Origin of the sequence: Iamia sp. SCSIO 61187, from assembly GCF_019443745.1 — a bacterium.
In the GTDB taxonomy this organism is placed as follows: Bacteria; Actinomycetota; Acidimicrobiia; order Acidimicrobiales; family Iamiaceae; genus Iamia.
On the sequence record NZ_CP050948.1, the window covers coordinates 1,500,736 to 1,525,908 of the forward strand.

Here is a 25,173-nt window from a genome sequence, read left to right on the forward strand (position 1 = left end):
CGCCTCACCCAGACGACCCAGTTCGGCCCGGGCCGCTCACGGCGGGTGACCGGCTTTCCGATGGTCGCGGCCATGCGCCCCTCACGTCGAACGCTCTCCGTGCTGGTCATCATGGTCCTCGTCCTGATCTCGGGCGTGGCGTGCACCGTCCCCCGCCCGGCGACCTCCGCCGCCAGCGGAGGCCTGTGGATCTCGCCTGCGGAGGTGCGCGCCCTGCCGGCATCCGGGCCCGCCTGGGCCAACGTCCGCGAGGCGGCGCTCGCGGACTGGGGTGCGGTCGACCTGGCCGACAACAACAGCACCCACGACACCTCCACCCTGGCCGGCGCCCTGGTCGCGGTCCGGACCGGTGACGCCGCCCTGCGGGGGCGGGTCCGCTCCGCCCTGGCCCAGGTGGCCCGGACGACCCGCTTCGCCCGCGTCCTGGAGGTGAGCCGGAGCATCCCGTCCTACGTGATCGCCGCCGACCTGGTCGGGCTGGACCCGGCCCAGGACCGAGCGTTCCGCGCCTTCCTCTCGGGCCTGCGGACCCGACCCCTGGAAGGGCACTCCGGGGGCGTGGACCTCCTCTCGACGGCCCTGCGCTCACCGTCCAACTGGGGGACCATGGCTCGGGCCGCCATGGTGGCGATCGACCTGTACCTCGGCGATCGGGTCCAGCTGGCCCAGGTCGCCCGGGCCCACCGGGCCTTCCTGGGCGAGGCGGTGCCCGACCCCCTGGTGTACACCGACACCGCGTGGCACGCGAACCGCCGGGATCGCGCCGGGATCAACCGCCGGGGCGCCACCGTCGACGGCCGCACCGCCGACGGCGTCCTGCCCGAGGACCAGCGGCGCACGGGCGAGCCGACCGGGGGCGTCGCACCGCGGGGCTCGTACCCGTGGGAGGCGCTCCAGGGGGCCATCGTCACCGCGGTCCTCCTGGACCGGGCCGGCGTGGTCGGCTTCGCCGCCGGCGATGACGCTCTGCGCCGATCCTTCCTCTGGCTCTGGGGCCCCAACGGCAACCCTGCCGAGGGCGACGACCTGTGGCAGCCGTGGCTGATGAACAGCATCCGGGGCACCGCCTTCCCGACCCAGGCCACCAAGTCGCCGGGCAAGAACATGGCCTGGACCGATTGGACCCACGCCCCGGGATCGCCCGCCGGCGGACGACGCACCAGCGCGGCAGCGTGAGGATCTGAGGCCCGGCCACAGGGGGGTGGCCGGGTCTCACCCCAGCGGCGGATGACGGGTCGGAGCGCCACCGCTTCACTGAGGCCGTGCTCGTGGCTGACGCGCCGACCACCGCGGGGGCGCCCCGGCCGTCGAGGGCCCCCGGGCACCGCCTCGGCCGCTGGGGCGCAGCCGGGTTGGTGGCTCTCGTCCTGGCCCCGGTGCTGGTGGTGCTGGCGACCCGCACGGGCCGCCCCTACACCCCGGTGCAGGACATCGCCGTCATCGACCTCCGGGTCCGCGACGTGTGGAGCCTCGACACACCGCTGACCGGCGCCTACAGCCGGCTGGGATGGAGCCACCCCGGGCCGCTGCTCTACCAGCTCCTCGCCCCGCTGTCGCTCCTGAGCGGCGGCGCGGCGTGGGCGACGCTCGTCGGGGCCGCGGCCCTGCAAGGGGGGGCCCTGGCGTGGATCGCCGCCATCGCCTGGCGCAGGGGGCGGCTGCCGTTGATGGCCCTGTGGCTCGCCGTCGCCGCGCTGGCCTGCGCCGCCACCGGGCCGTACCTCCTCCTCGAGGCGTGGAACCCGCACGTCGCCCTGCCGGCCTTCGTCCTGGTGCTCCTCCAGGCGTGGTCGGTGGCGACGGGTGACGATGCCCGGCTCCCCGGCTTCGTCTTCGCCGGCAGCTTCGTCGTCCAAGCGCACATCGGGTACCTACCGCTGGTCGCCGCCATCGCCGCATGGGCGCTCCTGCGCCGACGGGGCGCCGTCCACCGCTCCGGCCTCCGACTGAGAGACGTCGCCCCGTGGCCGGCGGCGGCGGCGGTGGCCGCGGTCGTCTGGGCCGCCCCGATCATCGAGAACGTCGTCCACCCACCGGGCAACGGCTACGAGGTGGCCCGCGCCTTCCTCGTCGGCGGCGGCCAGGGCGAGCCCGCCGGCCCCGTCCAGGGATCGGGGTTGATGGGCGCCATGTTCCGCGTGGTCCCCCCGTGGGCCGGCGGCGTGGACCTGGTCGAGCCCCTGGAGCAGGTCGCTGACGCGGCCTCTCCGGCGTGGCTCATCATCCCCCTCGTGCTCGCCGCCGTCGCTGCGAGGGTCACGCGGCGCGACCCTCTCGGCGAGGATCGGATGCTGGTCGAGCTGGCGGTGCTCGTCCTCGTCGTCGGCACGGTGGCGCTGATGCGCGTCACGGGGAGCGCCACCCCGTACCTCTTCTACTGGCGTGTCGCCATCGGACCCTTCTGCATCCTGGCTCCGCTGTGGGTCGTGGCCCGGTCGTGGCGCCCGCAGCCGACCGGCGGCGCGCCGGCGGTCGTGACCGCGGTCCTCGTGGTCGCCACGATCGTCCCCTCGCTGTCGCTGGCCGCCGACGTGGCGGACCACCCCGACGACGTGATGGCCTTCGAGAGCGTCACCGTCGAGCTGCTCGACCAGGTGGAGGACCCGACCGGCCGCGTCCTGCTCCGCGTGGCGGGCACGCCGCTGGGGGGAGTCCACGGTGGGGTCCTCGACGAGCTCGACCGGCGCGGCGTCGACGTGCGGGTCGACGCCCGGCGTCCCTACCAGTTCGGCTACGACCGCCTGGGCTCGAGCGCCACGGTCGACGAGGTGTGGTACGTCATCGAGGAGGGCCGCTACCTCAGCCTCCTGTCCCAGCTGCCCGAGGCCTCGATCGTCGCCCAGACGGCCCCGTTGGACCCGGACGCCGAGGCCGAGCTCGTCGAGCTGCAGCGGAGCATCACCGACGACCTGCTGCGCCTCGACGAGGACCACCTCGTGGCCCAGCTCGACAGCCCGCTCGTCGCGTTCGCCCTCGCCGACCTCCCCGGGCTCAGCGTCGAGGACGCGGACCGGCTGGCGCAGCTCAACGCCGAGGTGGGGGAGCGGAGCCGCTGCCGCTGCGCCATCGTGGCGTTCCCGGCGGAGGTGGCGCCGTGCAAGCGCGCCGTCCGCCGCAACCTCCCCGAGGATCAGATCGAGGCCGCGTGCCGGGGGCAGGCGTGACCGCGCTGGCCCCCTCGGAGCGGCTCGGGGCGCTGGAGCCGGCGGCGACGCGGCTCCACCTGCGGTTCGGGGACGCCGTCGACCGAGAGACCGTGGCGCGGGTCCTGGACGAGTGCTACGACCGGCTGCAGGCCCACGCCACGGTGACGAGCTACCTCGTGATCCTGGCCGAGCGAACCGCGGCACAGCGCCTGCGGTCCATGTCCTGAGCGACACCCCGCGACCTGCGACAGCTGGTCGGGAGGACCCTCGCCGGCCACCGCCGGCGGCGGGGGGCCGTCCTCGGTACGGTCGGCGTCGTGGAGTACGTGAACCTCGGTCGGAGCGGTCTGCGGGTGTCGCGGGTGGCCCTCGGGATGATGAGCTTCGGGCCCGACCCGGACCGCCCGTGGGCGCTCGGCGAGGACGAGGCGGAACCGATCGTGCGGGCCGCCGTGGAGGGCGGCGTCACCTTCTTCGACACCGCCGACACCTACTCCAAGGGCGCCAGCGAGGTCATCACCGGGCGACTCCTGACCAAGATGCTCGGCCGGGACGAGGTCGTCATCGCCACCAAGGTCTTCATGCCGATGGCGCCGGGCCCCAACGGCGGCGGTCTCTCGCGCAAGCACATCCTCTCGGCCATCGACGCCTCGCTGGAGCGGCTCGGCCTCGACCACGTCGACCTGTACCAGATCCACCGCTGGGACCCCCACGTCCCCATCGAGGAGACCATGGAGGCCCTGCACGACGTCGTCCGCGCCGGGAAGGCCCGCTACATCGGCGCCAGCAGCATGCACGCCTGGCAGTTCGCCAAGGCCCAGCACGTCGCCGAGGTGAACGGCTGGACCCGCTTCGTGTCGATGCAGCCGCACTACAACCTGATCTACCGGGAGGAGGAGCGGGAGATGATCCCGCTGTGCCGGGACCAGGGCGTCGGCGTCATCCCGTGGAGCCCCCTGGCCCGGGGCCGCCTCACCGGCGACCGCACCCGCGACGGCGAGACCCGCACCAAGAGGAGCGAGACCGACCGCTTCACCCCGATCCTGTACACCGACGACACCGACGACGACATCATCGAACGCAACGCCGAGCTGGCGGCGCGCCGGGGGGTCCCGCCGGCCCAGACCGCGCTCGCCTGGGTCCTGGCCCGGCCCGGGGTGACGGCGCCGATCGTCGGGGCCACCTCGGTGCGCCACGTCGAGGACGCCCTCGCCGCCGAGCAGCTCTCGCTCGCCGCCGACGAGGTCTCGTGGCTCGACGAGCTGTACCGACCCCACCCCGTCGCCGGTCACTGATCGCCCTGACCAGGGGTCCGGAGCGACACTCGCACGGTGAGGCCGCTGATCCGCGCCCGCGCCGCCGAGCGGGGTCCGGGTCCGCCGTAGGGTGGCGCCGTGGACGGGCCCGTCGACGAGGACTCGGTGCGGCGGGTGGTCGCCCGGATGGTGGGGCCGGGGCGGTCGCTGTCCCTGCTCGGCCAGGGCACCGACCACGTCGCCTACGACGTCGACGGCGCCTTCGTCGCCCGTGTCGCCCTCGACCCGGACGGGGAGACCGCCGCCGCCATCGCCCGCGAGCGGGCGGTCCTCGACCTCGTCGGGCCGGTCTCGCCCGTCCCCGTCCCCGAGGTCGTCGCCGCCGACCCCGACGCGGGGGTGGTGGTCCTCCGCCGGCTCCCGGGCGCCTCCCTGCTCGACGAGCCGTGCCGCGACGTCGACGCCGTGGTCGACCAGCTCGCCGCCTTCCTCACCGCGGTGTGGTCGCTGCCGGTGGACGACGGCGACGGGCTCGTCGAGGTCGACGACGTCCCGCTGGAGGAGTACCGGGCCGAGGCCGCCGGCACCCTCGAGCGGGTGGCGGCGGCCCTCGACGAGCAGCAGGCCCGGCTCGTCGCCGCCTTCCTGGCCGCGCCGCCACCGGCGGAGCCTCCCGGCCTGGTGCTCACCCACAACGACCTCGGTGCCGAGCACCTGCTCGCCGCCCCCGACCGGGCCACCCTGACGGGCGTCATCGACTGGTCCGACGCCGCCGTCGCCGACCCGGCGCGCGACCTCGGCCGCATCCACCGCGACCTGGGACCCGACGCCGCCGCCCGGCTGATCGCCCGCCTCGACCGGGACGACCCGGCCCTGGCCGAGCGGGCCGCGTTCCACGCCCGCTGCGCCCTGCTCGAGGACCTGGAGTTCGGGCTCGACGGGGGGGACCGGCGCTACCGGGACGCGGCCCTGGGGGCCCTGGTCCGGGTCTTCGCCGGGGCCTGACCGGGCCCGCCCCTCATGGGTGGCGGTCAGTGACCGATGGCATGTCATGGACGCCGACGTGCGGCAGCGGGCCCTCCGCTCGATGTGTCGCAAGGAGGGGTCCATCACCCTCCTGCTCGACGCCGAGTTCACGATCCTCTGGCACTGCGAGTCGGTGACCCCGATCCTCGGGTGGGACGACCTGCGGGGCCGCAGCGCGGCCGACTTCGTCCACGACGACGATCTCGAGGTGGTGCTGGCCACCATGACCCAGGTCAACGCGGCCGGGGACCTGTTCGCCCGGGTCGGGCCGACGGAGTCGCCCGAGCCCGCCGACATCCGCGTCGTCGCCGCCGACGGGGTCTGGCACTCGTTCGAGGCCACGACCTACAACCACCTCGACGACCCCGAGGTCGGCGGGGTGCTGTGCACGTGCAAGGTCGTGAGCGACCGGTCCGACGTGCCCCGAGCCATCGAGCTCCTCGGCACCGGGGCGGCGGTGGAGGACGTGCTCCCCGTGGTGGCCCGGCTGGCCGACCACTCGCTCGGAGCCACGACCCGGACGGTGTTCGCCTGGCGGCCCGACGTGGGCCTGCGCACGGCGACGGCGAGCGGCGAACCGGGCCTGGCTCGGCCGCTGGTCGACGCCACCGCCCTGGTGTGGGACCTCGACCTGGACGCCCCGCTGGTCGTCGCCGACCTCGGCGACCCCCGGCTCGGGCCGGCGGGCCCGGCGGCCCGGGCCGCCGGGTACTCCGCCGCGTTCCTCGTGCCCATCGAGGCGCCCAGCGGCGACGAGGTCATCGGCGCCATGGTGGCCTGGAGCCGGTCGAGCCTCGAGTTCAAGGTCACCCGCCAGACGCCCGTCCACGTGGCCCTGCGCCTGGCCGCCCTGGCCATCGCCGACGGCCGCACCAAGCGGGACCTGCGGTGGGCGGCCGCCCACGACCCCCTGACCGGGCTGGTGAACCGGGCCGAGCTGACCCGGGACCTCGGGGTGATGGACGCCGACGAGGGCGTGGTGCTGCTCTACATCGACCTGGACGACTTCAAGCCGGTCAACGACCAGTACGGCCACGCCTTCGGCGACGAGGTGCTGGTGGAGGTCGCCCGGCGGATCGGCGGGGTCATCGGGCCGCGCGACGTCGCCGGGCGCATCGGGGGCGACGAGTTCGCCGTCGTGTGCGCCGGCAGCCGCGACCCGGTGCACGGCCGCGACGTGGCCGACCGGATCGTGGCCGCCGTCGGTCGGCCCATGGAGATCGAGGGCCGCCGCGTGCAGGTCGGGGCGTCCATCGGCGTCGCCGTCGGCGCCCACCCCCTCATCCCGGCCCAGCTGATGAAGCGGGCCGACGACGCCCTGTACCTCGCCAAGAGCGCCGGCAAGAACACCGTGCGCATCGGCGCCTGACCGGCCGACCCGCACCGGCGCCACCGCTGCTCAGGTCGCGGCGAGGAGGGCGGCGATGGCGTCGCGCGCCGTCGCCAGGGGCTCGGTCGAGCGCTGGGCCTTGGCCATGAGCAGCGCGCCCTCGAAGGTGGCGAGGAACACCGTGGCCCCGGCGTGGGCCGCTTCCGGGGTGCGCCCCTCCGCCTCGAGCGCCTCGGCCAGGATCGCGGTCCAGCGCTGGAAGGCGCCTCCCGTCGACGCCGCCAGCGCGTCGTGGGCGGCCGAGGCGTCGAGGGCCACGGTGGCCACCGGGCAGCCGTCGACGAAGCCGGAGCTCTCGAGCCGGGCGATCTCGTCGTCGAAGAAGGCCACGGCGGCGTCGGCCACGCTCCCGGCCCCGTCCAGCCCCCGACCGAGGGCCTGGCCGACCCGCTCGGCGAACCGGTCGAGGGCGGCGACGGCCAGCTCCTCCTTGCCCCCAGGGAAGTGGAAGTACATCGAGCCCTTGGGCGCCTCGGCTTCGGCCACGATCTGGTTGAGCCCGGTCGTGCCGTAGCCCTGGGTCCGGAGGAGGCGGGAGGTGGTGCGGATCAGCCGGTCGCGGGTGTCGGAGGCCACGCCGCCAAGCCTAGCGATATGACGACCGGTCTATTGACTATGACGACCGGTCTACTCATGATGGGCCCATGCCGACCCTGACCCGCCCCGCGCCGGGGGTCGTCGTGCGCCCCGCCGGACCCGCCGACCTCCCCGCCCTCCACCAGCTCCTCGACCGGTGCTCGCCCCCGACCCTCTACCGGCGGTTCCACGGGGCGGCGAGCGTGGCCGCCCGGCGTGAGCTGGCCCGCATCACCTCCCCCCACGACCGTCACCGCTCGTGGGTCGCGGTCGGACCCGACGGCACCGTCCACGGGACCAGCACCCTCGCCTGGGGGCGCAGCGGGACCGTGGAGGTGGCGTTCCTCGTCGAGGACGCCCAGCAGCGCCGGGGCATCGGCCGGTCCCTGGCCGCCGCCGTCCTCGCCGCGGCCCGGGCGTCGGGGCTGGCCACCGTCGAGGCCGTCATCCAGGCCGACAACGTCGCCGCCCGGAGCTTCCTGCGCGCCGTGGCCCCCGACGTGGCGGTGCGCCTCACCGGTGGCGAGGCGGTGGCCACCATCTCGGTGTCCGGCCCGGGCGCCCCGCTCCTCGGCGAGGTCGCCTGACGTCGCCGTCGCGCACCGGCGTCGCCGGCGCGGTCGTAGCGTGGGAGTCGATGGAGCTGCACGTCGAGCCGCCGATGACGATGGCGCGGGTGCAGGCCGCCCAACGGTGGGTCCTCCCGGTCGCGGCGGCGACGTTCGTGGCCCTCGCCCTCGGGGCCCGGGCGGGCTGGCTGGTCTGGGACGAGCCCATCACCCGGTGGGTCGTCGACTCCCGCACGCCCGCCCTGGACGCCGTCTTCCGCCGGGTGTCGTCCCTGGGGTCGACGAAGGTGGTGCTGGTGGTGTCGGCCGTGGCCGCCGCCGCGTCCTGGCGCCGCTGCCCCCGCCTGGCGGTGGCGATCGTCGTCATCGCCCTCGCCCGGCCCCTCGCCGAGACCGCCCTCAAGGAGCTGGTCGGGCGGGACCGGCCCGTGGGCCACCGGCTGGTCGACGGCCAGGGGCACTCGTTCCCGAGCGGCCACCCGCTGGCGGCGGCGGCCAGCTGGGGCGTCCTGCCGCTGGTCGCCGCCCTCTACGTGCGCCGGCGCTGGGTCTGGTGGTCCGTGGCGGTCGCCGTGTGGCTCCTGGCCCTGGGCGTGGCCGCCAGTCGGGTCTGGCTCGGCGTCCACTGGACGTCGGACGTGGTCGCCGGGCTGGTGCTGGCGGTCCTCGGCGTGGCCGGCGCCGAGCGGGCCATCACCGCGACCCACGGCGACGGGTCGTCGGGCCGGTGCACGTCAGGAGACGGGCTCGAACCCGAGGACGTCGACGCGGAGGTGGTCGATCGTCCAGTCCTCGACGCAGCCCCGTAGCTGGCGCTCGTCGGTGGCGTCGAGGGCCGGGGACAGGACGGCCCGGTAGCGCCCGTCGCCCTCGTCGACGATGGGCCCGACGACGTCGGCGGTGACCTCCAGCCGACACGTCAGGAAGAGGGCCTCCACCATCTCGGCCCGGCTCTGGCCGGGCTCGGACCGCTCCGTGTCGGCCCGGACCACCACCGCGACCCGGCTGTCGGGGTCGTCGGGGGCGTGGGTGGACAGCGTCGCCTCCCGCAGGGCCAGCACCCCCACCACCCCGACGGCCAGCCCCAGCACCCCCAGGGCGATGGGGACGGGGCGGAGCCTCACGTGCGCCCGGCCCGACGCAGCAGCTTCCGCAGCTGGGCGTCGTCGGCGCCCGGCACGTCCTGGGCCAGGACGGTCACGTCGTCGACGACGAGCCCGCCCGGTGGGTAGCGGATGGCGTGGAGCTGGGCGGCGAGGCGCTCCTCGCCGATCGGCGTCGACGTGCGGGCCGCGATGCGGTCGACGACCCAGGCCAGGACCGAGACGAGCACGCCCCCGCCGACGAGGAAGGTGATGAAGACGCTGAGCCGGCCGGTGGTCGGCTCCTTCAGCCAGGCGAAGCGGTCGGGGCCGTCGGGCCGGGTGGCCCGGAGGACGTCGAGGGCGTCGGGGTCGGGGCGCAGGGTGATCTCGAGGCGGGCGAGGCGCCGGAGCACGAGCCCGGTCGCCAGCCCGACCTCGGCGACGAGGAGGATCAGCCCGAAGAACAGGGCCCGGTTCCACTCCCACCGGTTGAGCGACACGATCATGTACGCGGCCGCCGCGACCAGCGTCCCGATCCCGGCGAGCCAGGCGATGATCTTCACGACGAGCCCTCCTCGTGCCGTCGGGTGACCTGGCCGCTGTCGCCGTCGACGGTGACCTGGGTGCCCTCCGGCAGCTCCCGGACGGCCTCGGCGTAGCCGACGACGATCGGCACCCCGGCCTCCCGGGCGAGGATCGCCAGGTGGGACAGGACCGACCCGGTCTCGGACACGATCCCGTTGAGCCGGGTCAGGAGCGGCCCGAGGCCGGGGGTGAGGGTGGTGGTGACGAGCACCGACCCCGACGGCGGGTCGTCGGTGTCGTAGGTGACGGGCCCGCTGCCGGTGCCGCCGCCGGCCCCCGTTCCGCCACCGACCTCGCCATCGACCCGGGTGCGGATGACCAGGCCCCGGTCCGACAGCTGGAACCGGGCGGGGAGGGGGTCGCCGAAGTTGTGCAGGTGGGTCTGCACCAGGGCCGGCACCACCAGGGCCCGCTTGGTGAAGACGGCCTCGACGTGCTCGAGGGTCATGTGCCGGATCATGTCCGGCTCGACGATGTCGCCCGAGGCGGTGAGGCGCACCCCCAGCTCCCACGCGGCCCGCCCGGTCAGCTCCTGGAGCCACCGGACCCGGAGCCGCAGGGCCTCGCGCAGGAGCCCGTGGTCGTTGCCGCTCTCGGCGTCGAGGCCGAGGTGCATGGGCGCCGCCTCGGCCGGGAGCTGCGGCCGGGGCGCGACCCGTGGGGGCGTCAGGGCCAGCACGACGGGGCTGCGCTCGAGGACCTCCTGGTCGCTCAGCCCCTCCTCCCGGGCCTCGGCGAGCACGCGGAGGGCGACCGACGCCCCGGTCATCCGGTTGCCCCCGGTGTCGGTGAGCATGCCGATGAGGATCTCGTGGGCGTGGAGCGCCCGCAGCACCTCGTGGCCCCGGTGGAACAGGGCGACGAGCTGGCGGTTGGTCAGGTCGGCCAGCGGGGGCACGGCCTCGAGGTCGGCGTCGGCCCGCTCGAGCAGCCGGTCGGCGAGGACCGGCAGGGCGGCCCGCAGCCGCCCGACGCGCCACGCCGAGCGCAGGCGGCGGACGGCGGGCACCGGGTTCAGCCGCCGGAGCAGGCCGCGAGGCGGCGGGACGTCACCGGCCAGGCGGAGGTCGATGGCGACGTGGCCGGCGACGGACACGATGACCTCGCTGGCCGCCACCTCGGCGGGGGTGGCCGCCCCGGCCAGCACCACCGCGGTGCGGAGGGCGTCGCGCAGCGGCGGCACCCACAGGTCGTGCTCGAGCTCGGTCAGCGGCTCGGGGAAGGTCTCGGCCAGCGGGCCCGGCCCGTACACCGGGCCCCGGGGGACGCCCCGCGCCAGGGTCGTGACCGGGCGGGACTGGAGGAGCCACAGACGGTCGTCGGTCCCGATGGCCCACTCGACGTCCTGGGGCCGGCCGAAGGTCCGGGCCACCTCGTCGGAGAGGGCCACCAGCCTCCGGAGGTCCCGGGCCCCCAGCTCGGGGCCGTCGCCCCGCCCGTGCTCGAGGACGCGGGCGTCGGTGTCGAGCAGGTAGCGGGACCCGTCGACCTCGCCGCTGACGAGGGGCTCGGGCCCGCCGTCCACGGCCGAGACGACGCGCCGGTCGCTGCGCCCCGTCACCGGGTCGATCCCGAACAGGACGCCACCGAGGCGGGGCTCGATGAGCGGCTGGACCAGGACGGCGATGGGCGAGCCCGGGGCCCCCGCCCGCTCCCGCGAGGCGAGGACGGCCTCGACGGCGGTGGCGAAGGCGGGGAAGCCGGTGATGCCGATGACCGAGTCGAACTGCCCGGCCATGGACGACCCGCTGGTGTCCTCGAGGACCGACGAGCTGCGGGCCACGAGCGGCCGTCGCTCGCCGTCGATGCGGGCGAAGGCCTCGCTGACGGCCGGGTGGTCGGCGACGCGGGCACCGGCGTCGACGGCGTGGGCCACCGCCGTCGTCAGCACGACCCCGGGGAGGGTGTCGAGCCCGGCGGCCGCGGCCCGGGCCAGGGCCGCCGCCTTGCCGCCGGTGAGGAGGGGGTCGCCGGCGCCGGGATCGGTGAGGTCCACCACGGGGCCGGCGGGGGCGCCGTGGTGCGCCGCCTGCTCTGACGCCACGCCGCGGGGCTCCACCCGAGGGAAACTACCGGCGTCGCGGCGGTGACGCGGCGGGAGATCTCGCTCCGTGGGTGGCCGTGGTGGGGCCACCCTCGCGACCGCCGCGGCCGCCGGGGGCCCGCCGGCGACACCGACGCCGGGCCGGCACCGTCTCGGTGCGTCGTGGCCGCCGGTCGGGCCCGGACGCGAGGAGGGCCCCGCCTCTCGGCGGGGCCCTCGGGTGGACAGTGGGTGGTCAGCTGGTGCGCTTGTTGCGGGCCAGGTGGACGATCCCGGCGACGACCAGGGCGGCCATCAGGGCGGCGGCGACGAAGGCGCCGATGGCGGCGTAGCCGGCGATGGCTCCGACGGTCGACCAGGCGTAGGCCGACAGCAGCAGGCCCCGCAGGGTCTCGCCCTTGAAGAGGGTGTTGCGCTGGGCGGCCAGCTGGTCAGCGGTGGCCTGCAGCTCGGCGATCTCAGCCTCGCTGGCACCGGCCTCGGTGGCCTCCTCGACGGCGGCGGCGGCGCCCCGGTCGTCGATCTGGGAGTAGGTCTGGCCGTCGGCGACCTCGTCGAGGTGGCCGTCGATGTAGCTGGCGTAGGCCTCGGCCTGCTCGCCGGTCGTGACGTCCTCCCCGGCGAACCCGAGCAGGTCGTCGCGGCCCTCGGCCTCGAGCTCCTCGGCGGACGGGAAGGTGATGTTCTGCGAGCTGAGCTCGTCCTTGACGTAGTCGGCGCTGAAGCTGGAGCCCCAGGTGAGGAGGGCGCCGGCGATCACGAAGGCGGCCGTGGCCACCAGGCCGAAGCCGAGCAGGATCCGGTCGATCGTGCGGCGGTGGAGCGTGACGACGTCACCGGAGGCGCCGGCGTCGGTCGGGGTGGTCGAGCGGGGCTCGCTGCCCTTGCGGGTCTCTGTGGGGGTGGCGGTGGCAGTCATCGTGTTTCCTTCCGTTGGTAGGTCCGACGGTACGGATGCCCGGTGGCCCGCAGCAGGGTCCTAGGTCCCGATCCCGTGGGCCCCGGGTCACCTGCGGGCCACGAGGGCATCGGGCCCGGCGGCGACGAGGTGGGGGGAGCGGTCACCGGCGACCAGCACCGGGCACGGGGCCTGGTGGGTGAGTCGGGTGACAGTGCTGCCGAGCACGATCCGACCGATGCGCCCGCGCCGGTGGGACCCGACGACGATGCAGCCGATCGGGCCCTCGATCGCCCGCAGGACGCCGGCACCGACGTCGGTCGACGCGACCAGGCTGGTGGTGATGCCCACTCCCAGCTCGGCCGCCCGGGCCTCGGCCCAGGCCAGGATGCGGTCGGCGTCGACCCACACCTCGGGCTCGTAGGGCCGGGTGATCGTGGTGGTGACGGTCAGGGGTGCGCCCGTGTCGTGGGCCCAGCCGGCCGCCGTGACCATCACGTCCTCGTCGACGTCGCTGCCGTCCAGGGCCACGACCGCCGGCGCGGTGAGGTCGGGAGGGGGCGATGACGCGCACCCGGGCCCGACCACGAGCACCTGCAGGTGGGTCTGGCTGACGACGTCGGTCGTGACGCTGCCCAGGGCGAGCGACACGAGGGCGCCCCGTCCCCGCGTCGCCAGGCAGACGAGCGTGTCGGGGTCGCGGTCGAGGTGGGCGATGACGCCGGCGACGGGCTCGGTGGTCCCCTCGACCGTGGTGCACACGGGCACCCCCGCGGGGATGCCGCCGACGAGGTCGTCGAGGCGCCGCCGGACCTGGGCGGGTGCGGATCCGTCGGTGTCCACGCTGAGGAGCTCGACGGTGGCGCCGGTCAGACGGGCGAGAGCGCCGGCCACGGGGACCGATCGCTCGCTCGTCGGGCCGTCGTCGATCGGGACGACGATGGTGGTGCACATGGGATCTCCTCGAAGGCTGCCGACCATGGTGGGGGTCCGTCGCCGACCGAGGGCAGGGGCCTCTGACGGTGGGGGGTGGGACGTTCGGCCCTAACACGGCGCCCGGGCGGCGCGAGACGATGGCCGCCATGACCCTGGACCGCAACGGCCTGGAGATCCTCGGCCCGGCCGAGTGCCTGGCCCTCCTCGGACGGAGCACCCTCGGCCGCGTGGCCATCACGGTCGGTGCCCTCCCGACGATCCTGCCGATCAACTTCCGGCTCATCGGCGACGACATCGTGTTCCGCACGGGCGTGGGGACGAAGCTCGACGCCGCCGCCCGGGGGGCGGTCATCGCCTTCGAGGTCGACGACGTCGACCCGATGGAGCACACCGGGTGGAGCGTGGTGGTGACCGGCGTGGCCCAGGACACCCCGTCCGACGAGCGCACCGGGCCGATCGACTCCACCGCCATCCCGCGGTGGGCCCCGAGCGGGGAGTCACGGCTGCTGTTCCTGCCGACCGCCATCGTCACCGGCCGCCGGATCACCCACCGGTCGCCCGTGGGAGGCTCGGCCGTGCCCGCCTCGGCGCGCGACGGCCGGGGGCCGTCGCCGGGGTAGGCCGTTTCGGACCCGTCGACCCGGGGAGCACCGGGGGCGCTGCCCGTGGGGCGGCGGCCGAGGAGGACGCGTGCACGAGGACCCGGCAGCACCCCTGATCGACGTCGACGAGCCCGCCGAGCGGGCCGGGTGGGCCGTGGTCACCCTCGCCGGCAGCTTCGGCTCGCCCATCGCCGCCCGCGCCCTCGGCGGTGCCATCGTCGAGCTGCTGGGCTCGGGGGTCGACACCGTCACCGTCGACGCCTCCCGCTCGGCCGAGCTCTCGCCGGCGGCGTGCCACGTGCTGGTCGACGCCGCGGGGGTCGCCCACCGGGCCGGCGGGTGCCTCGTCGCCTCCGGGGTGGCGCCCGACGAGCGCAGGACCCTCCGGCTCTTCGACGTCGACCAGCGGTTGGGCCTCGCCGGCTGAAGCGGGGGTCGGAGCTCAGCTGGCGGCGTGGAGCGATCGGCGGACCGGCTCCATGGCGGCCACCGTGGGCGGGTAGCCCGCCGCCCGCCTCTCGTCCTCGGTCTCCCCGCCCCACAGGCCCAGCTCGCGCTGGTCCCGGGCGTAGGCCTGGCACGGACGACGGACGGGGCACGTGGCGCAGACCCGGCGCCCCTCGGCCTCGCGCCGGGCCCGCGACGGCGGGCGTTCGGCGTGGGGGGCGTAGAAGAGGTCGAGCCGTCCCTTGCAGGCTGCGTCGTCGATCCAGGACTCGTCCGTCACGACGGTGCCGCCTCCCCGCCGGACGGCCGACCAAACGCACCGGTCGCCCTGCGTGACGAAGAGGGGCGGGGGGAGGCGCAGCGCGGGCCGCGTCGGGGGTTCAGCAGCGCAGCCCCCGTCGCGACCCGCCGGCGCCGCCGGTCAGTCCACACCGGTCCGCCGGCGACGCCCGCCCTGTCCGTCGGCGGACCGGTCGTCGCCGGCGCGACCGTCGGACCCGACCAGCAGCGCCGCGACCTCGCCGAGCTTGGTGTTGGTGGTCTGGGAGATCTGCACCAGCCGCTCGAAGGCCTCGTCGGCGGTGATCCCGTGGCGCTCCATCAAGATGCCCTTGGCCTGCCCGATCAGGTCCCTCCCGGCCAGTGCCGTGCGCAGGTTGTCGACCTCCGATCGCAGGTCGTCTTGCCGGCGGTGTCCTCGTTCGACGCCCATCGTCCTTGTCCATCGTGCGTGCTGCTGCTGCGGACCGGTGACGGCGGCGGCCGCCCACCGGTGGGGCGCGAACGCTCTACCCCGGCGGTGGTTCGCACTCACGAAGGAGCCGGTTTGGTCGATCTCGGACGGGGTGACCCCAGACGCCGTCGGCGCGGGCCGGGACGATGGAACCTCTCGTCCGTCACCGCCGGACGCGCTCCCGTCAGAGACGCATGGCGGACGGTCGACGGGGTAGCCGGGGGCGTGGCCGCGCACCCGTCCCCCGCCTCTTGCACCGCACCCACCGTCGGGGTCGAGGAGGAGCTGTTCGTGGTCGACGACGCGACCGGAGAGCTCTCGGCGGTGGCGGATGAGGTGATCGCGGTCGCGGTCCACGGCCACGACGACCAGATCGAGCCCGAGCTCAGCCAGGCGCAGGTCGAGACCGGCTCGGCCGTGTGCGCCACGCTCGTCGACCTCTCCGCCTCGCTGACGTCGCTGCGTCGGCGGCTCGACCGCGCCGCACGCAGCCGGAGCGCCCGCGTCCTCGCCACCGGGACCCACCCGTCGTCCTCCTGGGAGCGGGCCGGCGGCGTGACCGAGAAGGCGGCGTACCTGAAGCTGGCGGACGACTACGGCCACCTGACCGACGAGCAGGTCGTGTCGGGTTGCCACGTCCACGTGGGGGTGCCCGACCCCGGGCTGGCCATCCAGGTGATGAACCGGGTCCGCCTCGACGTGCCCGTGCTGCTCGCCCTCAGCGCCAACTCGCCGTTCTGGGGCGGCATCGACACCCGCTACGCCAGCTACCGGACCGAGGTCTTCCACCGCTGGCCCACCACCGGGCTGCCCGAGCCGTTCGCGTCCCGGTCCGACTACGACGAGCTGGTCGCGACGATGCGGTCCATCGACGCCATCGACGCCCCCGCCCGGCTCTACTGGGACCTCCGGCCCTCGGCCCGGTACCCGACCCTCGAGCTGAGGGTGGCCGACGTCCCGATGACGGTGGAGGAGAGCGTCACCGTCGCCGGGTTGTTCCGCGCCCTCGTCGTCGAGGCGACCGCGCAGGTGGAGGCGGGCCAGCCCACCCCGTCCGTCCGCCCCGAGATCCTCCGCGCCGCACTGTGGCGCTCGGCGCGCTACGGGCTGGAGGGCGACCTCCTCGACGTGCGGGCCCCGGCATCCCGGCCGGCCCGGGACGTGCTCGACGCCCTCGTCGACCGTCTGAGCCCGCACCTCGACGCCCTCGGCGACGTCGACGACGTGTGCGCCGGCGTCGCCCGGGTCGTGGCCGAGGGCACCGGCGCCGAGCGCCAGCGGCGGGCCTTCGCCCGACGGGGCCGGCTGACCGACGTCACCGACGCCATCGCCGCCGCGACCGTCCCGTAGGGGCCCCGGAGGCCTCGGCGTCCGTCACCCCATCGGGGGGTCTCTGCGTCGAGTCCGCCGCTGAGGAGAGAGGAGCGGCGGTCCACCCCACGAGGAGACGCGATGACCGACACGACCACCGACACGTCGAAGGCCGATGCGGCCCGCGGCGCCGCCCAGGACACGGCCCGGGAGGCGAGGGCGCAGGGGCAGCAGGTCGCCGGCACCGCGGCCGAGCAGGGCAAGCAGGTCGCCGGGACCGCCGCCGAGCAGGCCAAGGGCGTGGCCAGCGTCGCGTCCGAGCAGGCCGCCACCGTCGGCAGCCAGGCCGTCGACCAGGCTCGCACCGTCCTCGACTCCGCCACCGGCGACGTGCGCGACCAGCTCGAGCAGCGCCTGGGCACCCTGGCCGAGGCCGCCCGCACCACCGCCGACGAGCTCCAGGCCCTCGTGGAGGGTCGGCCCGAGGACGCCGGCCGCACCAAGGAGATGGCCCAGACCGCGAGCCAGCACATCGGGCGCCTGGCCGACCGGGCCGACGAGCTCGGCGTCCAGGGCGTCGTCGAGGAGGTCACCGACCTCGCCCGCCGCCGTCCCGTCCTCTTCCTGGCCGGTGCCGCCACCGCGGGCATCCTCGTCGGGCGCATGGCCAAGGCCGGCAAGGAGGCCAAGGACGGGTCGTCCTCGACGTCCGGCCGTGCGGTCGGCACGGGCACGCCGACCACGCTCGACTGGGGCGAGGCCGACCTCGTGACGCCGCCGGTCGCCCCGGTGGCCGGCGGGGCCCCGACCCTGGCCGCACCGCCGGTCGAGACCGCGCCCCTCCCGCCGCCTGCGGTGCCCGGCACCGACCCCGGCGGCTCGGCATCCGGATGGGTGGGCAGCTGATGTCGGACGCACCTCCCCGCCCGGCCTCCGCCACCGAGCCTCTGCGACCCGAGCGGTCGCTGCCGGAGCTGCTCTCGGAGCTGACCGGCGACATGACCCAGCTCTTCCGCGACGAGGTGGAGCTGGCCAAGGAGGAGCTCAAGCAGGAGGGCCGCAAGGCCGGCAAGGCCGGAGCCGCCTTCGGCGGGGCGGCCGTCGTCGGGCTGCTGTTCGGCGTCGCCCTGGTCATGACCCTCGGGTTCATGCTCGACGCCCTGCTGCCCACCGACCGGTGGCTCGGCTTCCTCGTCATCACCCTCGTGCTCGGCGCCATCGCCGCCGTGCTCGGCATGCGGGGCAAGAAGCAGGTCGACACCATCGACCCCGCCCCGGAACAGACAATCGAGACCCTCAAGGAGGATGCACAGTGGCTGAGCGAACGACGGAGCTGAGGCGCGACATCGAAGAGACCCGGGAGCGCATGACCGGGACCATGGACGCCATCGGTGACCGGGTGAGCCCCGGGCGGGTGGTCGAGCGGCGGGTCAACCGCGTCCGCCAGACCTCCAGCCGGGTCCGCCAGCAGGTCATGGGCGTCCCCCGCAGCGCCGCCAGCGGCGCCCGGTCCACCGCCGGGTCGGCCGGCTCGTCGATGGGCGACGCCGCCTCGACGGTGGGCGGCAGGGCCTCCTCCGCCGTGTCGACCGTGGGCGACCAGGTCCAGCAGGCGCCGCAGCGCATCACCGAGGGCACCCAGGGCAACCCCCTGGCCGCCGGGGCGGTCGCCTTCGGCCTCGGCGTGCTCGTCGGCTCCCTGGCGCCGACGTCCCGCGAGGAGCAGCAGGTGGCCGAGAAGGTCCTCCCCGCCGTGCAGGACGAGGCCAAGGCCATCGGCCAGTCCGTGGCCGAGTCGGCCAAGGGCAACGCCCAGCAGGCGGTCGAGGAGGTCAAGGGCCAGGCCCAGGAGGCCGTCGAGGAGGTCAGGGGCCAGGCCCAGGACGCCGCCCAGGAGGTCCAGGGCCAGGCCCAGCAGGCGAAGGACGAGGTCCAGGGCCAGGCCCAGCAGGCCAAGGACCAGGTCGCCTCCCAGGCCAAGGACGCCAGGGACCAGGTCAAGGATCCGGGTCCGGCTGCGGCCGCCCCGCCGGTCGCACCGGCCCCTCCGGTCGTCCCGGTGACCCCGGTCGACCCGGTCACCGGCGTCTAGCGGACCGACACCCCCCGGTTTCCGCCAGTCGGTCCGAGGCGAGTGGTGGCAGCGTGGCCACCACCCCCTCGGACCGACTGGCGCGCTACCGGGCCAAGCGGGACTTCGGCGTCACCGCCGAGCCGTCGGGCGACCGCCCGCCGGGGACCCCGCCACCCGAGGACGGGCACCGCTTCGTCGTGCAGCGCCACCGGGCCAGCCGGCTCCACTACGACGTCCGCCTCGAGATGGGCGGGGTGCTCGTCAGCTGGGCCGTGCCCCGCGGCCCGACCCTCGACCCCGACGTGCGCCGGCTGGCCGTCCACGTCGAGGACCACCCGCTCGACTACTTCGACTTCGAGGGGACCATCCCGGCGGGGGAGTACGGCGGTGGCGACGTCATCGTGTGGGACTGGGGGACGTGGTCGCTGGCCAAGGGCGACGACCCCCTCGCCGCGGTGGAGTCGGGCGAGCTCCACGTCGACCTGGTGGGGGAGCGCCTGGTCGGCCGCTTCGTGCTCATCCGCACCAAGCAGGACTGGCTGCTGCTCCACAAGCACGACGACCACGCCGTGCCCGGCTGGGACGCCGAGGACCACCCCACGTCGGTCAAGAGCGGGCGCACCAACGACGAGGTGAGGGCCGGCCCCGACGACGTGTGGGACCCCCACGCCCCGACCCGGCCCGTCGTCCCGTCCTGGGACCCGCCCACCGACGACGAGCTGGCCGCCCTCGACGCCCTGGGCGCCACCGGCGAGTGGGAGCTCCAGGGCCACCGGCTGAGGCTCACCAACCTCGACAAGGAGCTGTTCCCCGGTCGCGCCGGGGAGCCCCCGGTGACCAAGCGGGAGCTGGTGCGGTACCACGCCCGGGTCGCGCCCTCCCTCCTGCCGTACCTCCACGACCGGGCCGTCAACACCCTCCGCCACCCCGACGGCGCCGCCACCAAGGGGTTCTGGCACAAGGAGCGGCCGAGCCACGCCCCCGACTGGGTCATGGGCTGGACCTACCCCGACGCCGGCCCCGACGAGACCCAGACCTACGTCGTGGCCGACACGCCGGCGACGCTCGCCTGGCTGGCCAACTTCGCCGCCCTCGAGCTCAACCCGTGGACCTCGCCGACGACGGCTCACCGCTGCCCGACCTGGGCCCTGATCGACCTCGACCCGGGGACGAGCAGCACCTTCGACGACGTCATCACCCTCGCCCGCCTGCACAAGGTCGCCCTCGACCAGGTCGGGGTCGAGGCCGGGGCCAAGGTGACCGGGAAGCGCGGCATCCAGATCTGGATCCCGATCGCGCCGGGTCCGACCTTCGACGAGACCCGGGCGTGGGTCGAGACGATCTCCCGGGCGGTGGGCAAGGTCGTGCCCGACCTGGTCAGCTGGGCGTGGACGAAGCGGGACCGGGGCGGGAGGGCCCGGCTCGACTACACCCAGAACGCGGTCAACAAGACGCTGGTGGCGCCGTTCAGCACCCGCCCCGCCCCGGGGGCGCCGGTGTCGGTGCCGATCACGTGGGACGAGCTCGACGACCCCGACCTGGCCCCGGACCGGTGGACGGTCCGCACCGTCCTCGACCGGCTCGACGAGGTCGGCGACCCGCTGCGGGACCTCGTCGGGCTGCCCCAGACCCTGCCCGACCTGTAGCCGCCGGCGGTCGTCCCCCGGCCGGGTGGTTTCGGCGTCGTCGTCGGGGCGAGCGGGTGGCCATGGCTGCCACCCACCCCCACGCCCCCTCGGAGACGACCGGGAGGGGCCGCGACGCCACCGCGCCCCGGGAGATCCCCCGCAAGGGGTGGGTCGACGTCCTCAAGCGCACCAAGGACGAGGCCAAGGCCGACAACGTGCCCCTGCTCGCCGCCGGGGTCGCCTTCTACGCCCTCCTCTCGCTGGTGCCCGCCCTCGCCGCCCTGGTGTCGACCTACGGCCTCGTCGCCGACCCGGCGGACATCGACCGCCAGGTCTCCGACTCCCTCGCCGCGGCCCCCGAGGAGGTCCGGAACCTGGTGTCGGAGCAGATGACGGCGGTGACGCAGCAGTCGCAGGGCGGCCTCGGCATCACGGTGGTGGTCAGCATCCTGATCGCCCTCTGGTCCGCGTCGAGCGGCATGAAGCACCTCATGACGGCGGTCAACGTGGCCTACGACGAGGAGGAGACCCGGGGCTTCGTCGCCCTGCGCCTCCGAGCCCTCCTCCTGACCGTCGGCGCCATCGCCTTCGTGATCGTCGCCGTCGGCGTGATCACCGTCGTCCCGGCGCTGCTCGACGACACCTCGCTGGGCGGTGCCGCCCAGCTCACCATCTCGATCCTCCGCTTCCCGCTGCTCGGGCTCGGGCTGATGGCCGGGCTGGCCGTGCTCTACCGCTACGCCCCGGACCGGGACGAGCCCCGCTGGACCTGGACGGCCCCGGGGACCGTCGTCGCCACCGTGCTGTGGCTGGTCGGGTCGCTGCTGTTCTCGCTCTACACCTCGACCATGGGCTCCTACGCCGAGACCTACGGGGCCCTCGGCGCCATCGTCGTGCTCATGCTGTGGCTGATGATCTCCGCCGCCGCCGTCGTCATCGGCGCCGAGATCAACGCCGAGTCCGAGCGCCAGACGGTGCGCGACAGCACCGAGGGCCGGTCGAAGCCCCTCGGTGACCGCAACGCCTTCGCCGCCGACACCGTCGGCTCCTGACCCCCGCGCTCAGCGGGTGACGGTGGCGTCGGGAGTGGGGTCGGGCTCGCCCTCGTGGCGGTGGAGGGGGCGGACGGCGGGGCCGGCCACCACGACGCCCTCGGCGTCGAAGCGCGACCCGTGGAGCGGGCAGTCCCACGTGGCGGCGGCCTCGTCCCAGCGGACGATGCCCCCGAGGTGGGTGCACACCAGCGAGACGGCGCAGCCGTCGGCCCCCTGGTCCCCGTCGACCCGGACGGCGCCGCAGGGCACCCCCCGCCGCCGACCCACCGGCGGCCCGCCGGCAGTGGTCGAGGACGAGGGGTGGGCCCACCCCAGCGCCATCTCCCGGGCGACCTCGGCGTTGAGGCGGGCGGCCTTCTTGGCGCCGGTGAGGCCCCGGTGGCGGCGGGGGTCGAAGAGGGCGTCCCACGGACGGGGCTCCTCGCCGAGGATCCGCCCGGCGACGGTCATGGCCGCCGCCGTCCCGTTCGTCATCCCCCACTTGGCGAACCCGGTCATGATCCACGGGCTGCCGGGGAGGCGGTCGGCCCGCCCGGCGAACGGCAGCTGGTCGATCGGGCGCAGGTCGTGGGCGGACCAGCGGTGGGTCACGGCGGCGACGGCGAAGTGCTCGTGGGCCCATGCCAGCAGCTCCTCGGGCTCCTCGAGGGTGTCGACCTTCCGGCCGACGGTGTGCCCGCCGCCGCCCACCACCAGGACGGGCGTGCCGTCGGCGGTGGTCGCCGTGCGGAGCGAGCGGCTGGTGCTGTCCTCGCCGTAGGCCATGGGGAAGCCGTCGGCGACAGGCTCGTTCAAAGTGACGGCGATCCCGTGGGACATCGCCGGCTCGACCTGGGCGAAGAAGGCCCCGCGGTCGGTGATGGGCAGCAGGGTGGCGAGCACGATGTGGTCGGCGCGGACCCGGCCACCGTCGGTCGTGACGTGGCGGCCCCGGGGGTCGATGCCGGTCACCCGGCTCTGCTCGTGCACGTGGGCGCCGGGGGCCTCGTCGAGCTCGGCGGCCAGGTCGATCGTCCAGGCCCGGGAGTCGAGCTGGACCTGGTCGGCGAGGCGGACCGCCCGGCGGACCCCGAACGGCAGCTCGGGGACGGCGTCGCCCACCTCGACCGCCAGCCCCGCGGCGCGGGCCGCGTCGGCCTCGGCGTCGACCTCGTCGACGTGGGCGGCCTCGGTCGTGTAGGTGACGGCGTCGCGGATCTCGAGCCGGACGAGGGCGTCGCGCTCCTCGGCCCGGGTCACCACCCAGGCCTGGGCGGCGAGCTGGGCCTCGGTGTAGCCGGCGACGGCGGCGTCGCCGTGCGCCCGGCGGATGGCCGAGAGCCGGGTCGACTGGAGGGCGGTGACCTTGGCCGTGCTGGCCCCGGTCGTGCCCTGGCCGACGGTGCCGGCCTCCAGCACCCGGACCCGGGCCCCGCCCCGGGCGAGCAGGACGGCGGCGGTCAGCCCGGCGATGCCCCCGCCGACGACGACCACGTCGGCCTCGACGTCGCCGTCGAGCGGTGGTCGGGCGGTGTCGGGGGCGGTCCAGAGCGGGCGGGCGGCGGCAGGCAGGTCGGGCACCGGGGGCCACTCTCCCGGCCCCGCCCCGCCAACCCTCGGACGGACCCCGCAGCAGGGGGCGGGTCCCGTCCGACGTTCGGTCGTCAGGGGGTCGGAGGGTGGGCCGCCCGGTCGACGACCCTGGCGAAGCGGGCCGCGCCCCGCCGGTCGTGCAGCGGGTCCCACCGGTCCGGGTCGAGCCCGGCGACCTCGTCGAGGAGGGCCGGCCACTCGGGGGCGTCGGGCCAGCGGGGGCGGACGGCGACGGGGGCCACGCCCTCGAGGTGGGCGGCGAAGGTCCGCTGCTCGGCGAAGGGGCGGTCCTGGGGGAGGAGGACGGCGGGCCGCCGGGCGGCGGCGATGTCGGCGACCGACCCCGCGCCGCAGGCGGCGATGACGACGGACGCCTCGGCGAGGAGCGGCCACGGGTCGGGGACGGGCCCGAGCCACCGGACGAGGGACGCGGCCCCGTCGGTCCCGGGCGGCACGGCGCCGGCCGCGGTCCACGACCAGCCGGCGGCGGCCGTGGCCCGGGCGGCGGCGTCGACGGCCCGGCCGTCCACGCCGTGGGCCCCCGACGGCAGGAGGACCAGCACCCGGCGCCCGCACGGCGGCCCCGGCAGCGGGAGGTGGTCGAACCGGCTGGTCAGGCCGATGGGCTCGAGGGTGCCCGCCCACGGCGCCATCCAGTCCTCGCGGTGGCTGGCGGGCCAGGCCCCGACGAGGGCGGCGGCGGAGTCCCACGCGGCGCGGTGGGGCCGGTCGTCGCGCCGGCCGTGCATCACCACGGCGACGGTGGGCACCCCGAGAAGGGCGCCGAGCACGGTGACCTCGCACGAGACGTCGGTGACGATCGCCGCCGGCCCGGCCTCGGCGAGCCACCCGGCGATGGCCCGCATGCGCCCGGCGTAGCCGGGGTGGCCGGGCGGGACCCAGTGCCAGGCCCCGCCCCGCGTCGGGTCGGGTCCGATCGGCGGCGTGTCGTCGCGCGGCAGCGGGATCCACGGCCCCCGCCACCCCACCGGTCGGCCCCCCGACCCCAGCCCCACGAGCCGGGTGCCCAGCACGGTGGACAGGGCGCTGGCCAGCGCCCCGTGGCCGGCGCCCTCGTGGTGGACGTAGTAGCCGACCGCGGTCACGCCGCCAGCAGGCTGCGGTAGGCGTCGACGTACTGGTCGACCATCCGGTCGACCGATCCGATCTCGACGGCGCGCCGGCGCGCCGCGGTCCGGTCCAGCCCGCCGGCACCGTCGATCGCCGCGGCCAGGGCGTCGGTCCCGGCCTCGGGGACCACGACCCGGCTGCAGGTCGCGTCGAGCACCTCGACCAGCCCGCCCCGGCCGATGGCGGCCACCGGCGTCCCGCAGGCCAGCGCCTCCAGGGCGACCAGGCCGAAGGGTTCGTCCCACAACGGCGACACGACGGCCACCCGCGACGCGCCGACGAGGGCGGCCAGCTCCGGCAGGGCCAGGTGACCCACCCACTCGGCGCCGGGGCCGAGGCGGGGGGCGACCTCGGCGTCCCAGTAGGCCGGGTCGTGGCGGGGGCCGGCGATGCGGAGGTGCCGGCCGGCCCGGCGGGTGGCGTCGATGGCGAGGTGCAGGCCCTTCTCGGGGACGATCCGACCGAACCACACGGCGTCGTCCCCGCCCGGGCCCGGGCGCCACTGGTCGAGGTCGACGGCGTTGGTGACCACGTCGGCGTCGGGCACGGTCGGGCGCCAGGCGTCGGCGGTGTGGCGGGAGACGGCGCAGAACCGGACCGGCAGCGGCGTCGCGCTGGCCCGGATCGCCATCTCCATCCAGGGCGTGGGCGGGGTGTGCAGGGTCGTGACCTGGGCGATCGACAGGGCCGGGGCCATGGCCAGGGGCAGGTGGTGGGTCGAGCTGTTGTGGACCACGTCGAAGGTCCGCCCTCCGTCGGCGGCCAGCTCGAGCATGGTGGAGAGGTAGGCGTGGTGGTCGGCCATGGCCACCTCGGGGCCGGCGGAGACGTCGGCCCGGGCCCCGGCGCTGAGCTCCACCTCGCCCCCGGCGAAGGTGCGGGCGTCGAGGCGCTCGTCGGAGCCGGCGCCGGCGAAGACGGTGACGTGGTGGCCGTGGCGGCGCAGACCGGTGGCCAGCTGCCACGTGTGGGCCTCCAGGCCGCCGGCGAAGGGCTCACGGATCGGGAAGCGGCTGCTGGCGAGGAGGGCGATGCGGAGCGGCGACGGGGCCACCGTCGGTGGTTGGATCACGTGCACCTCCTCGGTGGTCGGCCGGACCGGCCCTCCC

General features: G+C 75.7%; 27 protein-coding genes. 16 read left to right on the forward strand and 11 right to left on the reverse strand.

Annotation, left to right across the window (positions count from 1 at the left end):
* The first annotated feature begins 72 nt into the window (after positions 1 to 72).
* From HC251_RS07310 to HC251_RS07335, 6 genes are all read left to right on the forward strand, one after another.
* Positions 73 to 1,176: a hypothetical protein gene (locus tag HC251_RS07310; RefSeq protein ID WP_219944642.1), complete on the forward strand. Its 1,104-nt coding sequence runs from the start codon at positions 73 to 75 to the stop codon at positions 1,174 to 1,176.
* Between the two features lie 92 nt (positions 1,177 to 1,268).
* Positions 1,269 to 3,164, forward strand: a complete 1,896-nt coding sequence (locus HC251_RS07315) for a hypothetical protein (RefSeq protein WP_219944643.1) — start codon at positions 1,269 to 1,271, stop codon at positions 3,162 to 3,164.
* Complete coding sequence (locus tag HC251_RS07320) at positions 3,161 to 3,373, forward strand: three-helix bundle dimerization domain-containing protein (RefSeq protein ID WP_219944644.1); 213 nt, start codon at positions 3,161 to 3,163, stop codon at positions 3,371 to 3,373. The genes HC251_RS07315 and HC251_RS07320 overlap by 4 nt, the downstream gene beginning before the upstream one ends.
* Before the next feature lie 90 nt (positions 3,374 to 3,463).
* Complete coding sequence (locus HC251_RS07325; RefSeq protein WP_219944645.1) at positions 3,464 to 4,441, forward strand: aldo/keto reductase; 978 nt, start codon at positions 3,464 to 3,466, stop codon at positions 4,439 to 4,441.
* A 99-nt stretch (positions 4,442 to 4,540) separates the two neighbouring features.
* Positions 4,541 to 5,407, forward strand: coding sequence for a phosphotransferase family protein (locus HC251_RS07330; RefSeq protein WP_219944646.1), 867 nt, complete (start codon positions 4,541 to 4,543; stop codon positions 5,405 to 5,407).
* A gap of 46 nt (positions 5,408 to 5,453) precedes the next feature.
* The gene (locus HC251_RS07335; protein ID WP_219944647.1) at positions 5,454 to 6,797 is read left to right on the forward strand and encodes a GGDEF domain-containing protein; all 1,344 of its coding nucleotides are present in this window, start codon (positions 5,454 to 5,456) and stop codon (positions 6,795 to 6,797) included.
* 30 nt (positions 6,798 to 6,827) lie between these two features.
* On the opposite strand, the gene HC251_RS07340 is transcribed toward HC251_RS07335, so the two are convergent.
* Positions 6,828 to 7,394, reverse strand: a complete 567-nt coding sequence (locus HC251_RS07340; RefSeq protein ID WP_219944648.1) for a TetR/AcrR family transcriptional regulator — start codon at positions 7,392 to 7,394, stop codon at positions 6,828 to 6,830.
* Positions 7,395 to 7,462: 68 nt separating this feature from the next.
* On the opposite strand from HC251_RS07340, the gene HC251_RS07345 reads away from it, so the two are divergent.
* Both HC251_RS07345 and HC251_RS07350 read left to right on the forward strand, forming a co-directional pair.
* A complete protein-coding gene (locus tag HC251_RS07345; RefSeq protein WP_219944649.1) occupies positions 7,463 to 7,981 on the forward strand; it encodes a GNAT family N-acetyltransferase in 519 nt (172 codons plus the stop codon).
* 50 nt (positions 7,982 to 8,031) lie between these two features.
* Entirely contained in the window at positions 8,032 to 8,772 is a 741-nt protein-coding gene (locus HC251_RS07350; RefSeq protein WP_219944650.1) for a phosphatase PAP2 family protein, read from the forward strand.
* Here HC251_RS07350 and HC251_RS07355 read toward each other — a convergent pair.
* From HC251_RS07355 to HC251_RS07375, 5 genes are all read right to left on the reverse strand, one after another.
* On the reverse strand, positions 8,698 to 9,087 hold the full coding sequence (locus HC251_RS07355; protein WP_219944651.1) for a hypothetical protein: 390 nt from the start codon (positions 9,085 to 9,087) through the stop codon (positions 8,698 to 8,700). The genes HC251_RS07350 and HC251_RS07355 overlap by 75 nt on opposite strands.
* The gene (locus tag HC251_RS07360) at positions 9,084 to 9,611 is read right to left on the reverse strand and encodes a hypothetical protein (RefSeq protein ID WP_219944652.1); all 528 of its coding nucleotides are present in this window, start codon (positions 9,609 to 9,611) and stop codon (positions 9,084 to 9,086) included. Before HC251_RS07360 ends, HC251_RS07355 begins: the two co-directional genes overlap by 4 nt.
* The gene (locus tag HC251_RS07365) at positions 9,608 to 11,692 is read right to left on the reverse strand and encodes a PEP/pyruvate-binding domain-containing protein (RefSeq protein WP_219944653.1); all 2,085 of its coding nucleotides are present in this window, start codon (positions 11,690 to 11,692) and stop codon (positions 9,608 to 9,610) included. The genes HC251_RS07360 and HC251_RS07365 overlap by 4 nt, the downstream gene beginning before the upstream one ends.
* A 220-nt stretch (positions 11,693 to 11,912) precedes the next feature.
* Positions 11,913 to 12,596, reverse strand: coding sequence for a hypothetical protein (locus HC251_RS25945; protein WP_219944654.1), 684 nt, complete (start codon positions 12,594 to 12,596; stop codon positions 11,913 to 11,915).
* A gap of 87 nt (positions 12,597 to 12,683) precedes the next feature.
* On the reverse strand, positions 12,684 to 13,529 hold the full coding sequence (locus HC251_RS07375; RefSeq protein ID WP_219944655.1) for a universal stress protein: 846 nt from the start codon (positions 13,527 to 13,529) through the stop codon (positions 12,684 to 12,686).
* Between the two features lie 128 nt (positions 13,530 to 13,657).
* Here HC251_RS07375 and HC251_RS07380 point away from each other — a divergent pair, with 128 nt between their 5' ends.
* Together HC251_RS07380 and HC251_RS07385 are read left to right on the forward strand one after the other, a co-directional pair.
* Positions 13,658 to 14,131 (forward strand): pyridoxamine 5'-phosphate oxidase family protein, encoded by a 474-nt coding sequence (locus HC251_RS07380; protein WP_219944656.1) that lies wholly within the window; start codon positions 13,658 to 13,660, stop codon positions 14,129 to 14,131.
* Positions 14,132 to 14,201: 70 nt separating this feature from the next.
* Complete coding sequence (locus HC251_RS07385) at positions 14,202 to 14,540, forward strand: STAS domain-containing protein (RefSeq protein ID WP_219944657.1); 339 nt, start codon at positions 14,202 to 14,204, stop codon at positions 14,538 to 14,540.
* Between the two features lie 15 nt (positions 14,541 to 14,555).
* Here the strand turns inward: HC251_RS07385 and HC251_RS07390 are convergent, their stop codons facing one another.
* Both HC251_RS07390 and HC251_RS07395 read right to left on the reverse strand, forming a co-directional pair.
* On the reverse strand, positions 14,556 to 14,840 hold the full coding sequence (locus HC251_RS07390; RefSeq protein WP_219944658.1) for a WhiB family transcriptional regulator: 285 nt from the start codon (positions 14,838 to 14,840) through the stop codon (positions 14,556 to 14,558).
* A gap of 141 nt (positions 14,841 to 14,981) precedes the next feature.
* Complete coding sequence (locus HC251_RS07395) at positions 14,982 to 15,272, reverse strand: ANTAR domain-containing response regulator (protein ID WP_219944659.1); 291 nt, start codon at positions 15,270 to 15,272, stop codon at positions 14,982 to 14,984.
* Between the two features lie 246 nt (positions 15,273 to 15,518).
* On the opposite strand from HC251_RS07395, the gene HC251_RS07400 reads away from it, so the two are divergent.
* The 6 genes from HC251_RS07400 (at position 15,519) to HC251_RS07425 (ending at position 21,358) form a co-directional block, all read left to right on the forward strand.
* Positions 15,519 to 16,643: a glutamate--cysteine ligase gene (locus tag HC251_RS07400; protein WP_219944660.1), complete on the forward strand. Its 1,125-nt coding sequence runs from the start codon at positions 15,519 to 15,521 to the stop codon at positions 16,641 to 16,643.
* Positions 16,644 to 16,745: 102 nt separating this feature from the next.
* Entirely contained in the window at positions 16,746 to 17,510 is a 765-nt protein-coding gene (locus HC251_RS07405; protein ID WP_219944661.1) for an apolipoprotein A1/A4/E family protein, read from the forward strand.
* Positions 17,510 to 17,941, forward strand: coding sequence for a phage holin family protein (locus tag HC251_RS07410; protein ID WP_219944662.1), 432 nt, complete (start codon positions 17,510 to 17,512; stop codon positions 17,939 to 17,941). Before HC251_RS07405 ends, HC251_RS07410 begins: the two co-directional genes overlap by 1 nt.
* The gene (locus tag HC251_RS07415) at positions 17,917 to 18,696 is read left to right on the forward strand and encodes a DUF3618 domain-containing protein (protein ID WP_219944663.1); all 780 of its coding nucleotides are present in this window, start codon (positions 17,917 to 17,919) and stop codon (positions 18,694 to 18,696) included. Before HC251_RS07410 ends, HC251_RS07415 begins: the two co-directional genes overlap by 25 nt.
* A 53-nt stretch (positions 18,697 to 18,749) precedes the next feature.
* Positions 18,750 to 20,324 (forward strand): DNA polymerase ligase N-terminal domain-containing protein, encoded by a 1,575-nt coding sequence (locus HC251_RS07420; RefSeq protein ID WP_219944664.1) that lies wholly within the window; start codon positions 18,750 to 18,752, stop codon positions 20,322 to 20,324.
* Between the two features lie 62 nt (positions 20,325 to 20,386).
* Positions 20,387 to 21,358, forward strand: coding sequence for a YihY/virulence factor BrkB family protein (locus HC251_RS07425; protein WP_219944665.1), 972 nt, complete (start codon positions 20,387 to 20,389; stop codon positions 21,356 to 21,358).
* A gap of 9 nt (positions 21,359 to 21,367) precedes the next feature.
* On the opposite strand, the gene HC251_RS07430 is transcribed toward HC251_RS07425, so the two are convergent.
* The 3 genes from HC251_RS07430 to HC251_RS07440 form a co-directional block, all read right to left on the reverse strand.
* Positions 21,368 to 22,921: an FAD-dependent oxidoreductase gene (locus HC251_RS07430; RefSeq protein ID WP_219944666.1), complete on the reverse strand. Its 1,554-nt coding sequence runs from the start codon at positions 22,919 to 22,921 to the stop codon at positions 21,368 to 21,370.
* Between the two features lie 83 nt (positions 22,922 to 23,004).
* Positions 23,005 to 24,039 (reverse strand): hypothetical protein, encoded by a 1,035-nt coding sequence (locus HC251_RS07435; RefSeq protein WP_219944667.1) that lies wholly within the window; start codon positions 24,037 to 24,039, stop codon positions 23,005 to 23,007.
* Positions 24,036 to 25,136: a glycosyltransferase gene (locus HC251_RS07440; RefSeq protein WP_219944668.1), complete on the reverse strand. Its 1,101-nt coding sequence runs from the start codon at positions 25,134 to 25,136 to the stop codon at positions 24,036 to 24,038. Before HC251_RS07440 ends, HC251_RS07435 begins: the two co-directional genes overlap by 4 nt.
* Positions 25,137 to 25,173: the final 37 nt, after the last annotated feature.